This window comes from Sphingobium aquiterrae, from assembly GCF_037154135.1.
Classification (GTDB): domain Bacteria; phylum Pseudomonadota; class Alphaproteobacteria; order Sphingomonadales; family Sphingomonadaceae; genus Sphingobium; species Sphingobium aquiterrae.
In genome coordinates, this window is record NZ_JBANFL010000012.1 from 62309 (window position 1) to 77430 (window position 15122).

The following is a 15122-nucleotide window of genomic DNA, read 5'->3' on the forward strand; positions in this document are numbered from 1 at the left end:
TCATGCCCAGCCCTCCACGCCACGCGCGCTGCGGGTCAGCACGTCCAGGCAGGCCATGCGCACGGCAACGCCCATCTCCACCTGCTCGGTGATCGCGGACCGCTCCGGATTGTCGGCGACGATGCTGGAAATCTCCACCCCCCGGTTCATCGGGCCAGGGTGCATCACCAGCGCATCGGGCTTGGCTTTGGCCAGCCGCTCGGGGGTGAGCCCATACAGCATATGATATTCGCGCGGGGAGGGGATGAAGGCCCCGTCCATCCGCTCATTCTGCAGGCGCAGCATCATCACCACATCGGCGCCCTCCAGCCCTTCGTCCATGCGGGTGAAGGGGGTGGCGCCCAGCATCTCGACAGCGTCGGGCATCAAGGTGCGTGGCGCGATCACGCGCACCTGCGCGCCCAGCGCGGCAAGGCACAGCATGTTGGATCGCGCCACGCGGCTGTGCAGCACATCGCCGCAGATGGCGACGATCAGCCCCTCGAACCCGCCCTTGCGCCGACGGATGGTCAGCGCGTCGAGCAGCGCCTGCGTCGGATGCTCATGCCAGCCGTCGCCGGCATTCAGCACCGGGCAGTCGACCTTGTCCGCGATCAACCGCACCGCGCCCGAACTGCCATGGCGGATGACGATCACGTCGGCGCGCATGGCGTTCAGGGTCATCGCCGTGTCGATCAGCGTCTCGCCCTTCTTCACGCTCGATGTGGCGGCATGCATGTTGACGACGTCGGCACCCAGCCGCTTGCCCGCGATCTCGAAGGACAGGAGCGTGCGGGTGCTGTTCTCGAAAAAGGCGTTGATTTGCGTCAGGCCATCCAGCCGCGCCTCATGCTTGCGCGCGCCGCCCCGGTTCACCGCCACCCAATGCTCGGCTTCGTCCAGCAGGAAACGGATTTCCCAGGGTTTGAGCGGGGCGATGGCGAGGAGGTGGCGGTGCGGAAACAGCGCCCTCCCGGTCAGGTCGCCGGTCTGGCCGGCAAGGGCGGGTATCGAATGGGGATCGGGCATGAGCGCAGGCTTTAGGGCAGGGCCGCGGGAAGCTCAAGCCGGCCTGTTAGAGCATTCTGAAGTCGGCCGGAACAGCCGGCGGCTCGCAGAATGCGGAAAACAAAAGACAATCAGGGCGGTGAACGATTCAATCTCATCGTTCACCGCCGTGGCAGGCATCATAACTTGCCGCTTCATCCCATGGCAGAATGCGCAAGTCGGGCCAGAACATCTGCCATCGCGCCGCCTTCGCCGCATATGTGGCAGGCGTGATCTGGGTGGCATTTGCCCGGACGAGGGGAAGCAGAAGGTCGGCCAGGCCAAAGGGGGCGGCGATCTCGAACCGTGATTCGCAGCGGATGCCAACTGCGGCGGCCGTCGTCGGGAATGTCGTGAGCGCCTCGGTGGAGGAGCGATAGGGGGCGATGTCATATCCGAATTTGCGTGCATACCATTGATGGACGCGCGCCTGGTTCTTGGTGTCGATGCGGATGGGCGTATCGGCAAGGATCGCCGCTATCCTCGCGGCTGTCCGTTCCTCCTCTTCCGCAGAGGTGTCGGTCGGGTCGAAATAGATGATGTCCGCATCGGCAATGCCGTGCAGCGGGTTGAGGCCGAACGCCTCGTTCCAGCGCGCCTGCGCCATGATGCTGCCGGAAAGCCAGGCATCGGGAAGGCCGAGTCGCGGCCATTTGGCGAGGATCGGCGCGATGATGGGATGGCCAAGGGCGAGTGTCTGCAGCGCCCTGGCTTCCTCGCTTGAAAATGGCCCGATCGGCATGAGGGAAGCATAGCCCTGCTGCTTCATGTTCATGGCGGCACCCCTCTCTTTCTTCTCGCCTTGACATCCCTCCAATGGAAGAGAAAATAGAACAAAACAGGAACATGTCAAGGTGCGCGAGTCGGTCGATCCTCTTACCACGCTTCGCCGGCGGATTGCCGCGCTGGAAACACCTCGCTCCATTGCGATGCGCGGGCGCGTGCCCAGCGGCCATGCGGGGCTGGACATGGCGCTGGGCGGCGGTTTCGCGCGTGGATGCGTGCATGAACTGTTCGGGGCCGGCGTGGAGGATGCAGGGGCCAGCAGCGCGCTTGGGCTGATGCTGGCGCGGCTGGCGGCGGAAGCCGGCGAGGATGAGGGCGGGCAGGCCCCCAATAGACAGGAGGCATGTGCGCAGAGAACGAATGCGCAGAGGGCGATCGTGCCGGTCGTCCGCCCCATGCTCTGGCTGCGCACGGCGGGCGCCGCGCGCATGGGCGGGGTGCCCTATGGCCCCGGCCTTGTCGAGCTGGGGATCGATCCCGCCGACATGCTGCTGGGCACGATGGCGGACGATGCGATGCTGCTGCGCGCCGCCGTGGATGCGTTGCGCTGCCCGGAACTGGGCGCGCTGGTGGTGGAATGCTGGGGCATGCCCCGGCTGCTCGACCTGACGGCGAGCCGGCGGCTGGCGCTGGCGGCGGAGGGATCGGGCGTCATGGCGCTGCTGCTGCTGAACGGGGCGGAACCCGTCCCCAGTGCGGCCGAGACGCGATGGCGGGTGCGCGCCGCACCATCGCAGCCGCTACCGGGCAATGCGCCGGGGATGAGCGCCTTCGACATCACCCTGCTGCGCCGCCGCGCCGGGCCGGACGGCATGGCATGGCGGATCATGTGGGACGGGGCGCTGGGGCGCTTTGCGGAATGGGACGAATATTGTGGGGAGGCAGGCGAAAACGGACGGGACGGAAGAGATGGACATGGCATGGACCCTGCCGGAGAAGACGCAAGCGCAGCCACAGGAAGCGGATCTGGAGGCGTATCAGGAAGCGGGGGAGCGCCGTTATCTGGCGCTGTGGTTCCCCTTTCTGCCGTTCGATCGCCTGCGGATCGCGCGGCCTGACCTTTGGAACGGCGCGTCGGGCGGCGATCATGCGCCCGCGATCATGGTGGAGAAGATACGCGGCGCCCTGCGCCTTGCCGCTGTGGACGCCGATGCGCTGGCGCTGGGCCTTGCCCCCGGCCTGACCCTGGCCGACGCGCGGGCGCGGGTGCCGGACCTGCGCGTGTTCGATGACGATCCCCATGCCGATCAGGACTGGCTGGAGCGGCTGTGCGACGGCTGCGGCCGCTATACGCCGATCACCGCGCTCGATTGCCCCCATGGGCTGATGCTGGACATTGGCGGCTGCGCGCATCTGTGGGGCGGCGAGGCGGCGATGGCGGAGGCGATCGTGGCGCGTTTCGGCCAGCGCGGCATCATTGTCCGCCACGCCCGCGCCGGCACGCCGGAGGCTGCCCATGCGCTCGCCCGTCATGCCGGTGCCTCCGCGCCCGACGAGACGGCGGCGGTGCTGCGCCTGCCGGTGGCGGCGCTGCGGCTGGAGGATGAGGCGGAAGTGGCGCTGCGCCGCGCCGGCCTGCGCACCGTGGGCGATCTCGCCAGTCGCCCCGCGTCCATGCTCGCCGCCCGCTTCGGGGCAGGGGCGGTGACGGCGCTGGAACGCTTGCTCGGCACCGCCGCCCGCCCGCTCGATCCGCGTCGCGCCATCCCCTCCATCCTGGTCGAGCGCCGCTTTGCCGAGCCGGTGGGCAGCACCGCCTATGCACTCAAAGCCATGGAGGGGCTGGTGGAGGATGCCTGCATGCAGCTGGCCGAGCGCGGGCAGGGCGGGCGCCGCTTTGCCGCCTTGTTCTTCCGCAGCGATGGCCTCGCCTTTCCGCTGCGTGCCGAAAGCAGCCTGCCGCTGCGCGATCCGCCCGCGATCATGCGGCTGCTGCATGAGCGGATCGAGAGCCTTGGCGATCCGCTCGATCCCGGTTTCGGTTTCGATATGCTGCGGCTCTCCATCCCCGCCGCCGAAGCCCTGGCGCCGAGCCAGCTGGCGCTGGAGGGCGGCGCGGCGAAGCGCGAGGAAAGCGTCGCCGCGCTGGTCGACCGCCTCAGCATCCGCGCCGGCCGCCGTCGCATCCAGCGCCTGGTGCCGCAGGGCAGCCATATCCCCGAACAGGCGCAACTGGCGCTCCCCGCCGTCGAAACCCGCGCGCCTGTGCCATGGCCGGAGCGGGAGGCGCCGGGCGATCCGCCGCTTCGCCCGATCCAGCTGTTCGATCCACCCCAGCCGATCGACGTGCTGGCGCAGGTGCCGGACGGCCCGCCGCACCGCTTCCGCTGGCGCCGCACCCTGCATGACGTGACCCGCTTCGAGGGGCCGGAACGGATCGCGCCCGAATGGTGGACCGCCCCGAACGGCGCGCTGGCGGGCGGGGCCGGGCACACGCGCGACTATTTCCGCGTCGAGGATGCGCGCGGCCGCCGCTTCTGGATCTATCGCGACGGGCTCTATGGCAGCGAGGCGACGAACCCGCACTGGTATGTCCACGGCCTGTTCGCATGAACGGGGGGAAGCGCCCCTTCATGCCGACCGACCGGCATAAACGCGTCCATGGGGACGGCCCGAAGGCCGATGCCGCCGCCTTCGCCGAACTGGTCGCGGCCACCAGCTACAGCTTCCTGCGCGGGGCCAGCAGCCCCGCCGACATGATCGGCCAGGCCATCGCGCTCGGCCTTGCGGGCATCGGCATTGCCGACCGGAACACGGTGGCGGGCGTCGTGCGCGCGCATGTGGCGCTGCGCGAAGCCCCGGAGAAGGCGCGCGTGGCGCTGCTGGAAGCCAAAAAGGCAGTGGAGGGCGAGACGGCGGCGCTCACCCCGGAAGAGGCCGCTGCCTGCGAGACGGGCCTGCGCCTGCGGGTCGGCGCACGGCTGGTCTTCGCCGACGGCACGCCGGACATCGTCGCCTATCCCGCGACCCGCCGGGGCTGGGGCAACCTCACCCGGCTGCTGACGCGCGGCAATCTGCGCAGCGTCAAGGGTGGCTGCATCCTTACCTATGACGATCTGACCCCGCATCTGGAGGAGCTGCTGCTGATCGTCCTGCCGCGATCGAGCGCGGTCGAGGCCGTGGCCCATGCCAATCCCGTCCCCTTCGATTTCGACGGCGAAGAGGTGGCGGCGGGCGCCTCGTCCCATCTCCAGCTGGTGCCGCCCGCGCCGCCCCGGGGGATGGAAGAGGTGGCGGTGCGGCTGGCGCAGGCGTCGCCCGGCCATGTCTGGCTGGGCGCCACCATGCCGCGCGCCGGGCGCGATACCCGGCATCTGGCCGGGTTGCAGGCGATGGCCCGGCGTACCGGCCTGCCGATCATCGCCACCAATGATGCGCGCTATGCCGATCCCGCCGACCGTCCGCTGCACGATGTGCTGAGCGCCATCCGGCTCGGCAGGACGGTGGCCGAGGCCGCGCCGCTGCTGGAGGCCAATGGCGAGCGGCATCTGAAGCCCCCGCGGGAAATGGCGCGCCTGTTCGCGGCCTGCCCGCAGGCCGTGGCGGAAACGATGCGCTTTATGGCCCGCATCGCCTTCACGCTGGATGACCTTGCCTATGAATATCCGCATGAGCCGGTGCCGGAGGGGTGGACGCCCCAGGGCTGGCTCGCGCATCTCACCTGGCAAGCGGCCCATGCCCTCCATGGCCCGACCCTGCCGGAAAAGCTGGTGAAGACGGTGGAACATGAGCTTGCCTTCATCGGCGGCAACAGCTTCGCCTATTATTTCCTGACCGTGCATGACATCGTCCGCTTCGCCCGCACGCGGGAGCCGCCGATCCTGTGCCAGGGGCGGGGCTCCGCCGCCAATTCCGCCGTCTGCTTCCTGCTCGGCATCACCTCCATCGACCCGATGCAGCATGACCTGCTCTTTTCCCGCTTCGTGTCGGAAGAGCGCAGGGAGCCGCCCGATATCGACGTGGATTTCGAGCATGAGCGGCGCGAGGAGGTGATGCAATATATCTACGAACGCTATGGCCGCCACCGTGCCGGCATCGCCGCCACCGTCATCCATTACCGCGCGCGCAGCGCTGTGCGTGAAGTGGCCAAGGCGCTGGGCCTGAGCGAGGATATCCCCGCCCGCATGGCCGGCACCGTCTGGGGCAGCTATGCGGGCGATCTGGGCGACCGGCGGATCGCTGAGGCCGGCTTCGACCTGGCCAATCCGGAGATCGCCCGGCTGCGCGCGCTGGTGGACCGGTTGCTGCGCACGCCCTTTCCCCGCCACCTGTCCCAACATGTCGGCGGCTTCGTCCTCACCCAGAACCGCCTGGATGAGACGGTGCCGATCCATCATGGCGGCATGGAGGGGCGCAGCTTCATCGAGTGGGACAAGGACGATATCGACGCGCTGGGCCTGATGAAGGTCGATGTGCTGGCGCTGGGCATGCTCACCTGCATCCGCAAGGCGTTCGACCTGATGCGCGGCCATGGGCTGGGCGATCACCAGCTGACCATCGATCTCGATTCCGATGACGCGGCGGTCTACGACATGCTGTGCAGGGGCGACAGCATCGGTGTGTTCCAGGTGGAAAGCCGGGCGCAGATCAACATGCTCCCGCGCCTCAGGCCCCGCAATCTCTACGACCTCACCATCCAGGTCGCCATCGTCCGCCCCGGCCCGATCGAGGGGGACATGGTGCATCCCTATCTGCGGCGGCGTAGCGGCGTGGAGACCGTGACCTATCCCGCCCCTGCGCCGGACCATGGCCCAGCCAACGAACTGGTCGAGATATTGGACAAGACCAGGGGCGTGCCGCTGTTTCAGGAACAGGCGATGAAGCTCGCCATCGTCGCGGCGGGGTTTTCGGATGCGGAGGCGAACCAGCTGCGCCGGGCGATGGCGACCTTTCGCAACCTCGGCACGATCGATCGCCTGCATGACAAGCTGATCGGTGGCATGGTCCGCCGCGGTTACGAGCGCGACTTTGCCGAGCGCTGCTACAAGCAGATCGAAGGGTTCGGCAGCTATGGCTTCCCGGAAAGCCATGCCCTGTCCTTCGCGCGGCTCGTCTATGTCTCCGCTGCGATCAAATGCCATCATCCGGCGATCTTCGCCTGCGCATTGCTGAATGCGCAGCCCATGGGCTTCTATGCCCCGGCCCAGATCGTGCGCGACGCGCGCGAACATGGCGTGCCGGTGCATGCCGTGGATGTGAACGGCAGCGGCTGGGACAATGGCGTGGCGCCGGCCCCCGGCGGCATGGCGCTGTGCCTGGGGTTCCGCCAGATCGAGGGCTTTCGGGAGGCATGGGCGGATGCGATCGTGCTGGCGCGCGCCGATGGCCCCTTTGCCGATATCGAGGATCTGGCCCGCCGCGCGCAACTGCCCGCCCGCGCGCTGCGGCTGCTGGCCGATGCCGATGCCTGCCGGTCGCTGGGGCGGGACAGGCGGGCCGCGCTGTGGGAAGCCCGCCGCACGCCATCGGATGAACTGCCGCTCTTCGCCGCCGCCCGCCGGCGCGACGGTGCGGCGCGGGAGCTGGGGGAGGAGCCTGACGCCGCGCTCCCCATCATGCCGCTCGCCGAGCATGTCGCCGCCGATTATCAGGTGACGCGCTTGTCGCTCAAGGGGCATCCCATGCAGTTCCTGCGCCCCGTCTTCCGCGCCGAGGGCGTGCTGAGTTGTGCGGAGACGGCGGCGGCGAAAAATGGCGCGCGGGTTCGCACGGCGGGCGTCGTGCTGGTGCGCCAGCGGCCGGGCAAGGGCAACGCCATCTTCATCACCATCGAGGATGAGACGGGGATCGCCAACATCCTGCTGTGGGCGCGGCTGTTCGAAATGCAGCGCCGCCCGGTCATGGCCTCCCGCCTGATGCTGGTGGAGGGGGAGGTGCAGCGGAGCAAGGAGGGCGTCGTCCACCTGATGGCCAGCCGCGTGCATGACCGCACTGCGGAACTCGATCATCTTGCCGACGGGCCACCGATGGCGAGCGATCCGGCCCCGGCCGACGAAGCCCGCCACCCCCCATATCTCCGCAGCCGCCATCCGCGCGACGTGCGGATCATGCCGAAATCACGGGATTTCCATTGAAGGCGCACCCATGAACTCGCAGCAGCCACGGACGCCCTGAGCGGACAATCATCCGCAAACCATCATCCTCTGTCGGCATGTCTCTTTTACTGAGACATCTCCTCTGCTGCGCCGCCCCCTCTGCCGTCATGCCGGACCTGATCCGGCATCCATTGGCTCTACGGCACAGGTCAGGGGGCAGGACGGATATTCATGGATACCGGATCGGTCCCACTGAAAGTGGCGGGTCGCCAGCCATCCATTTCGCCGTTTTGAAACAGCCGCCATGCGATCGAATTGATCTTCCTTCACGCCATATTCCGGCACTGGTCGTGGCTTTTGGGCAACAGGCTGTTGCATTTGTTGCAATCGGAAAGTCATTCTTTGCGATTGTTACAAATAAAAGTCAGGCCCATAGGCGCGCTCCGCTCATGAAGGGCGGCAATCGAACCAAGATATGGAGTTCAATATGCGTAACGTCATTTACGGCGCTGCGCTGGTAGGTGCAGTCGGCATGCAGATGCTGACCTTCTATTCGGTGCTGTTCGTCTAAGCGCTTCCATGCGCTTTCTCTTCGCCGGCTCAACCCGGCGAACAAAAAGGCCGCCCAGGGTTCATGCCGGGGCGGCCCTTTTATTATCATCCAACTTCGCCGATGCTCTGACTCAGCCGAAACGGTCATGGTCGCAGCCATGTGTTCCGGCGTTACAGGGCGGCATGATCGCCCATGCAGAACCGGGCCGATATCCCGAGATGATGCGCGGCGCGCCTTGTCGACCGGGCGCATATCCATGGCAGGAATGTGCCACTCATGCCCCGGAACCTGTGATCCCGAAATGCCGGCATGTGCCGGCATGGCGAAGATGCGTGTGCCCGCTCTTCGGCCATCCTCTCACCGCGCCGTCACTCCATGGGCAAAGTCCACCACATCGGCCAACACCGGCGCGCGCGTCCGGAAGGGGCGGGCAAAGGCCGTCACCATGCCGACATGGCCCATGCCCGCATAGCGCCGCAGCGTCACCGGCACGCCGGCTGCCTTCAGCTTCGCCGTGAGGGATTGGCTGTTATGCGCGCGCACCGTTTCGTCATCGCCGCCGATCAGCAGCAGCGTGGGCGGGGCGCCCGCACCGGCCCAGGTGATGGGCTGGGTCTCCTCCGGGCGGGGCCATGCGCCGAAGGCTGCCTTGCTGGAGCCGACATCGAAGGGATAGAAATCATAAGGCCCCGAGATTCCGGCAAAGCCCTTCACCGCCGCACGGTCCCTGCCCAGCCAGCGCGCGTCCAGCGCCAGCATCGCGGCGATATAGGCGCCGGCCGAATGGCCCGCGAGCACGATCCTGTCCGGGTCGCCGCCGCGGGTGCCGATATGGGCGCGGACCCAGCGCAGCGCCGCCACGCCATCCTCGACAAAGCCGGGATAGACCGTTTCCGGCCCGATCCGGTAATCCGGGATGACCGTGATGAAGCCGCGCGCCGCCAGCGCCCGCCCGACAAAGCCATAGCCGCCACGATCGCCGCTCGCCCAGGAGCCGCCATAGAAAAAGATAACCACCGGCAGCGGCCCGGTGGCAGGGCGAGCAGGCGCATAGATATCCAGCGTGCGCCGGGCCCCGGCGCCATAGGGCACGCCGTCCGCCGCCAGCTTGCCGCCGGCATCCTTGGGCATCAGCGTGTTGAATGTCGCGAGCGGGGCGAGCGCAAGGGCGGTCGTCAGCATGCTCGCGGCAAGCCCCAGGCCGGCGCCGGTCGCAATCCATGTGCGCGGCCTCATCGGCGGGTGGCGATCCATTGCGTCATGGCGGTGGCGGCGCTCATTCGATGCCGGTCATCACGAATTTCTGCACCCGCCGGCCGGTATTCACTTCCGTCGTATAGAGATTGCCCTGCGAGTCCGTGGCGATGCTGTGCAGCCAGGTGAACTCGCCCGCATAGCGCCCGTTGCGGCCGATCGCGCCCAGCACCTGATGCGTCTCGCGCAGCAAGATCCAGATGCGGCCGTTCATCATGTCCGCGACATAGAGATATTTTTCGTCGGGAGAGAGGGCGATGTCCGTCACCGTCCGCGTGCCGCCGGTTTCGGGCGCGATCACGACATCGCGCACGAAGCGCATCTGGCCCTTTGCGTCCTTGCGGTACAGCTGGGCGCGATTGTTGCGCCGGTCGCAGACATAATAGTCGCCGCCCCTGGTCTTCACGATGCAGTGGACGATATCGCCGAAGCTGCGGGAGGCTGGATCGGCCGCATCGCCGGTGGATGCCTGGCTCTGGTCGAAATGGCCCTCGCGGCTGGGGCCGCTGGGTGCGCTGCCATAGGCGCCCCAATAGCGCGCGAAGGTGCCCGACCTGGCGTCGAAGCCGATGACGCGCTTGTTCACATAACCGTCCGAAATCAGCAACTCGCCATCTTCATGGAAGATGTCGGAGGGGTTGCCGAGCAGCGCCTTGTCCAGATTGCCGCCGGTCGCCTCGCGCTTGCCGAAGGCGCGGATGAACCTGCCGTCCGCCGTGAAGTTCAGCACCGCATGGTCGCCATCGCCATTGCCGCCGAACCACACGGTCTTGGCGGCATCGACATAGAGGCCATGGCCGCTTTTGGGCCACTGGTTGACGCCGTTCACCACCGGACCGGTCTCCGGCGATCCCCATCCGGCGAGATAGGCGCCATCACGGCTGAAGCGCACCACCGTGGGCGCAGGGCGGCAGCATGTGGCGATCGGCGGGGTCTGGGCGAGGCCGTTTTCCGTCGGCCCCAATGAATGCGGGCGATGGATGATCCACACATCGTCGTCGCGATCCACGGCCACGCCGCTCACCTGGCCCAGCATCATGTCGTCGGGCAGGGTCGGCCAGGCGGCATCGACCTTGAAGCGGGGCATGGGCGTGCCCGCCGGAGCCAGCGTTTCGGTATAGACGGCGGCCAGTGCGGGCGCACGATGGGGCTGTGGCGATGGCGGCGATCGGGTGTCCCCCGCCTCCGCGGCGGAAGCGCCCAGCAGCGCCAGTGCGGGCAGGGTGGACATAAGGGCATGGGCGGCGAAACGGGTGATCGGCATGGTCGTCACTCCCAGGCTGGGCATGCGCATGGTGCAGGCACGAAGGCTATGCCGCCGTCGCTTCCGGCTCAAGCATGAAGTTGTTGCTGGCCTGTAACCAGAGCTGTAACCAGAGCGCCCGGATCGTGCCGCTATGGCCGCTCTTCCGGCGTTGCCGGCTGCGGGCCGGGCGCGCGTGCGTGCGCCGGTGGCGCGGCGGGCGTGGTCGGCGCTGGCAATTGCACCGTCGGCACATCGCGCAGGTTGAGGTTCACGTCACCCTCCGGCCCGACACCGATGCTGAGGTTGCCGATGCCGGTTTCCACCGTCACATTGGCGATGGCGTTCACCAGGTCTGGGTCCGCCGCATTGCTTTCGACCACTTCGTCCTGCTCGCCGATGGCCCGGCCCATGAAATCGCGCCAGATGCGCGCGGGCACGCCGCCGCCGGCGATGCCGGGCAGGGGGGTGTTGTCGTCATTGCCCATCCATACCGCCGTCACCAGCCCGCCGGCATAGCCCACGAAAATGGCGTCGCGATTGTCCTGCGTCGTGCCGGTCTTGCCGAACGTGCTGGTGCGCAGCGCCGCCGCGCTACCGGTGCCGCGATTGGCGGCGGAGGAGAGCAGATCGCGCATCATGCCCAGCTCATCCTGGCTGAAATGGCGCTGCCGGTCCATCAACTGCTCGAACCAGCCGCGCTCCTCGGGCGGCAGGCCATGGGCGGCGACCGGATAGGCGCCCGCCGCAATCGCCGCATAGGCCTGCGTTAGCTCCAGCAGCGTCACTTCCGACGTGCCGAGCGCGCTGCTCAGATTCTCCGCGATCGGGCTGACGACGCCCAGGTCGCGCGCCGCCTTGATGACGTTGCGGATGCCGACCTTCTGCGCCAGCCGGACAGCCGCGACATTGCTGGAGACCGCGAAGGCTTGCCGCAGGGTGATCGTGCCGCGATACCGCCCGTCATGGTTGGAGGGGCGATATTCGCCTTCCTTGATCGGCGTGTCCTCGATCCTGTCGTCCGGCGTCATGCCTTCGCGGAAGGCGGCGAGATAGACGAACAGCTTGAAGGTGGAACCGGGCTGCCGCCGCGCCTGCACCGCACGGTTGAAGGCGCTTTTGTCGTAGCTCTTGCCGCCGATCATGGCGACGATGGTGCCATCCGGCTTCATGGCGACGATGGCGACCTGCGCCTTGCCCAGCGGGGCGCGGCGCACCGCGCCTTCGGCATAGCCCTGCAGCTTGCTGTCCAGAGTCGTCGCGATCTGCTGCGCGCCATAGACGGCGCCCGCCCGGTCGCGCGCCTGCGGCAGCACCCAGTCGGCGAAATAGGTGCCGCTGGTCGATTCCGGCGCCTCGCGCACGTCCAGCGATGCGGGGCGCAACGCGTCTCGGCGCGCCTGCGTGATGTAGCCGGCCTCGACCATCGCCTCCATCACCAGATTGGCGCGGGCGCGGGCGGCCGCCAGATCATTGGTGGGGGCAAGGCGGGATGGCGCCTTGAGCAACCCCGCCAGCATCGCCGCCTGCGGGATCGTCAGCCGGTCCGGCCGGCGGTTGAAATAGTGGAGCGCTGCGGCGCGCAGGCCATAGACATTGTCGCCGAAATAGACGTTCGACAGATAGCGCTCCAGGATCTGGTCCTTGGTGAGCCAAGCCTCCAGCCAGAAGGCGATCAGCGCCTCGCGCAGTTTGCGCCCTGCTGTCCGGTCGCTGTTGAGGAACACGCCCTTGGCGAGCTGCTGGGTGATGGTGCTGCCGCCCTCGCGCGTGCCGCCCGCCCACATATTGCGCCAAAGCGCGCGGGCGATGCCGCGCGGATCGACGCCCCAATGGCTGTAGAAGCGCCGGTCCTCGATCGCCATGAACGCCTGTGGCACATGCGCGGGCAGTTCGGCGATGGTGACGGGCGTGTCGATGATGGAGCCCTTGCGGGCGATCACCTGCCCGTCCGCCGACATCAAGGTGATGCTGGGCGGGGCAATGGGCTTGAGCGACCGGGAGAGCGGCGCGGTGATCGCCAGCCAGGCGACCAGCGCCATGAACAGTGCCAACAGGGCCGCGACGATCCAGGACGCGATGCGCAGCCGCTTGCGCCAGGGCGTCCGGGTGAAGGCACTGGGCGGCCCTTCCCCGAACGGGCGCTCGGGCGGGAGCGCGCCGGTCTCCGGTGGGCTGAGCGGGGTTGGCGGGGTGGATGTCATGCGCGGGTCGAACATGGGCGACTGCGATGCTGTATTATGTTCGTGATACAGTCAAGCCCCATGAAATCCATGCGCCTATCATAGCGTCCCGTGCGGAGGGTGCCAGCGAAAGCCGCCGCCATTGACGAAAAACCGGCAGCCAGCTAATGCCCGGCCGCCGGTTGCTCGATCCGATGTCGGGACAAGCGGCGGCAGGATTGAAATAACCTGGTTGTTTCAATGTCTTGCGGGTGTAGCTCAATGGCAGAGCAGAAGCTTCCCAAGCTTACGACGAGGGTTCGATTCCCTTCACCCGCTCCATCTTCGCACCCCTCCGTCATTGCAGGCGCGCGAAGCTGGTCGCTGTCGGTCGACAGGGCCCCACGCAGCCCTGTCCCGGCTCAGTTCTTCACATAGACCCGCTTGCCGCCGACCCATGTTTCCAGCACCCGCGTCGCGCGGATGTCGGTGGGGGAGGAGAGGCTGATGTCGCGGTCGATGATGAGGAAGTCGGCCTGCTCGCCCGGCGCGAGGGTGCCGAAGCGGTCCTCCGCAAAGCCGGCATAGGCAGCGCCCCGGGTGAAGGCGGCGAAGGCTTCCTCGAAGCGTAGGCGCTGTTGCGGCATCCAGCCGCCAAAGGGCTCGCCCTTCGCATCCTCGCGGGTCATGGCGACGGCGATGCCGACGAAGGGATTGGGCGATTCCACCGGCACGTCGGAGCCGAAGGCGAGCGGCACCTTGTTGTCCAGCATGGTGCGCCAGGCATAGGCGCCCTGCAGCCGCGTCTCGCCCATGCGCGCGGTCGCCATGCGCCAGTCCGAGGATTCATGGACGGGCTGCATCGAGGCGATGGTGCCATATCTGGCGAAGCGGGGCAGGTCGGCCGGATCGACGATCTGGGCATGTTCCACGCGCCAGCGGCGGTCGCCCTTGTAGGTGTCCGCCATCTCGTCGATCGCGTCGAGGATTTCGGCATTGGCCGCGTCGCCAATGGCGTGGACGGCGACCTGGAAGCCGTCCATGGCCGCGCGGCTCATCTGGTTGCGCAGCTGGGTGGGGCCGATCATGGAGAGGCCGCGCTGGCCGGGCGCATCGCTATAGTCGGCCTTCAGCCATGCCCCGCGCGATCCGAGCGCGCCGTCCAGCAGCAGCTTCAGCCCGCCCATGCGGAGCCTGTCGTCATAGAGCCATGGCGTCGGTTCCGGCCCGGCGATGGCGACCATATTGTCGATGCCGATCGCATAGGACATGATCCGCACGCGTAGCGCGCCGCGATCACCGGCGCGGCGGAACGCTTGCCAGTCGGGCAGGCTGGTGCCCATGTCTGCAATGGCGGTGATGCCGGTGGCGAGCAGCGCCTCCTGCGCCTTGGACAAGGCAAGGTCGAGATCCTTGGGTGCGGGCGCCGGGACCACGCGGGTCATCAGCGCTTGCGCAGCGTCGATGAACACGCCCGAAGGCTTGCCGCCCGTCATCTCGATGCGGCCGCCGGGCGGGGCCTTGCTGGTCGCATCGATACCCGCGACGCGCAGCGCGGCGGTATTCGCCCAGCCGGCATGGCCATCCACCCGCTCCAGCCAGACCGGCGTGTCGGCAACAGCGGTGTCCAGCTCGGCGGCGGTCGGAAAGCGACCCAGGCCCCAGAGTTCCTGGTTCCAGCCCTTGCCGATGATCCATTTGCGGCCCGGATTGGCCTGCGCGTAATCGCGGATTTTCGCCTGCGCCTCGGCCAGCGAATGGGTGTCCGACAGGTCGAGGGTGATGAGCGCCAGGCCCAGCCCCATTACATGACCATGGCCGTCGATCAGGCCGGGGATGAGTGTGCGCCCCTTGCCGTCAAGGCGGAAGCTCAGCTTTTCGGGGCGCTTCTCCTTGCCCTTCAGCAGCTTTTCGACCTTGCCATTGTCGTCGATCAGCAGCGCGTCGAAATTAACGATCCTGCCCTGCGTATCCAGCGCGACGCCGTTCACATTGTCGATCAGGCCGGATGCGAGCGCCGCCTGGGCCTGGGCAAGCGCCAGTAGCGCCGCGCCGGCGCGCAT

Annotated in this window: 9 protein-coding genes and 1 tRNA gene; 4 read left to right on the forward strand and 6 right to left on the reverse strand. The window is 67.7% G+C overall.

Translation table 11 applies throughout. The features are described 5' to 3' along the window. A complete protein-coding gene (locus WFP78_RS13955; protein ID WP_336963380.1) occupies nt 1-1008 on the reverse strand; it encodes an aspartate carbamoyltransferase catalytic subunit in 1008 nt (335 codons plus the stop codon). Between the two features lie 133 nt (nt 1009-1141). Then, nucleotides 1142-1801, reverse strand: a complete 660-nt coding sequence (locus WFP78_RS13960; protein WP_336963383.1) for a nucleotidyltransferase family protein — start codon at nt 1799-1801, stop codon at nt 1142-1144. Nucleotides 1802-1880: 79 nt separating this feature from the next. On the opposite strand from WFP78_RS13960, the gene WFP78_RS13965 reads away from it, so the two are divergent. The 3 genes from WFP78_RS13965 to WFP78_RS13975 are packed head-to-tail and all read left to right on the forward strand — an operon-like array spanning nt 1881 to nt 7886. After that, nucleotides 1881-2870, forward strand: a complete 990-nt coding sequence (locus tag WFP78_RS13965; protein WP_336963386.1) for an ImuA family protein — start codon at nt 1881-1883, stop codon at nt 2868-2870. 43 nt (nt 2871-2913) lie between these two features. Continuing rightward, on the forward strand, nt 2914-4365 hold the full coding sequence (locus WFP78_RS13970; RefSeq protein ID WP_336963582.1) for a Y-family DNA polymerase: 1452 nt from the start codon (nt 2914-2916) through the stop codon (nt 4363-4365). A gap of 20 nt (nt 4366-4385) precedes the next feature. Further along, a complete protein-coding gene (locus tag WFP78_RS13975) occupies nt 4386-7886 on the forward strand; it encodes an error-prone DNA polymerase (protein ID WP_336963585.1) in 3501 nt (1166 codons plus the stop codon). Nucleotides 7887-8757: 871 nt separating this feature from the next. Here the strand turns inward: WFP78_RS13975 and WFP78_RS13980 are convergent. The 3 genes from WFP78_RS13980 to WFP78_RS13990 all read right to left on the reverse strand — a co-directional run bounded on the left by WFP78_RS13980 (nt 8758) and on the right by WFP78_RS13990 (nt 13116). Continuing rightward, entirely contained in the window at nt 8758-9636 is an 879-nt protein-coding gene (locus WFP78_RS13980; protein WP_336963389.1) for an alpha/beta hydrolase, read from the reverse strand. Nucleotides 9637-9676: 40 nt separating this feature from the next. Beyond that, nucleotides 9677-10885, reverse strand: a complete 1209-nt coding sequence (locus WFP78_RS13985; protein ID WP_419722973.1) for an NHL repeat-containing protein — start codon at nt 10883-10885, stop codon at nt 9677-9679. A gap of 164 nt (nt 10886-11049) precedes the next feature. Next, on the reverse strand, nt 11050-13116 hold the full coding sequence (locus WFP78_RS13990; protein WP_419722967.1) for a transglycosylase domain-containing protein: 2067 nt from the start codon (nt 13114-13116) through the stop codon (nt 11050-11052). Nucleotides 13117-13327: 211 nt separating this feature from the next. Here WFP78_RS13990 and WFP78_RS13995 point away from each other — a divergent pair. Next, nucleotides 13328-13401 (forward strand) — tRNA-Gly (locus WFP78_RS13995). Between the two features lie 80 nt (nt 13402-13481). Here the strand turns inward: WFP78_RS13995 and WFP78_RS14000 are convergent. Next, nucleotides 13482-15122, reverse strand: coding sequence for an amidohydrolase (locus tag WFP78_RS14000; RefSeq protein WP_336963590.1), 1641 nt, complete (start codon nt 15120-15122; stop codon nt 13482-13484).

Coding starts and splice junctions, on each gene's coding strand:
- WFP78_RS13990 (WP_419722967.1), bottom strand. CDS start 13,116: ATGTTCGACCCGCGCATGACATCCACCCCGCCAACCCCGCTCAGCCCA.
- WFP78_RS13985 (WP_419722973.1), bottom strand. CDS start 10,885: ATGTCCACCCTGCCCGCACTGGCGCTGCTGGGCGCTTCCGCCGCGGAG.
- WFP78_RS13955 (WP_336963380.1), bottom strand. CDS start 1,008: ATGCCCGATCCCCATTCGATACCCGCCCTTGCCGGCCAGACCGGCGAC.
- WFP78_RS14000 (WP_336963590.1), bottom strand. CDS start 15,122: ATGCGCGCCGGCGCGGCGCTACTGGCGCTTGCCCAGGCCCAGGCGGCG.
- WFP78_RS13970 (WP_336963582.1), top strand. CDS start 2,914: ATGGTGGAGAAGATACGCGGCGCCCTGCGCCTTGCCGCTGTGGACGCC.
- WFP78_RS13975 (WP_336963585.1), top strand. CDS start 4,386: ATGCCGACCGACCGGCATAAACGCGTCCATGGGGACGGCCCGAAGGCC.
- WFP78_RS13980 (WP_336963389.1), bottom strand. CDS start 9,636: ATGAGGCCGCGCACATGGATTGCGACCGGCGCCGGCCTGGGGCTTGCC.
- WFP78_RS13960 (WP_336963383.1), bottom strand. CDS start 1,801: ATGAACATGAAGCAGCAGGGCTATGCTTCCCTCATGCCGATCGGGCCA.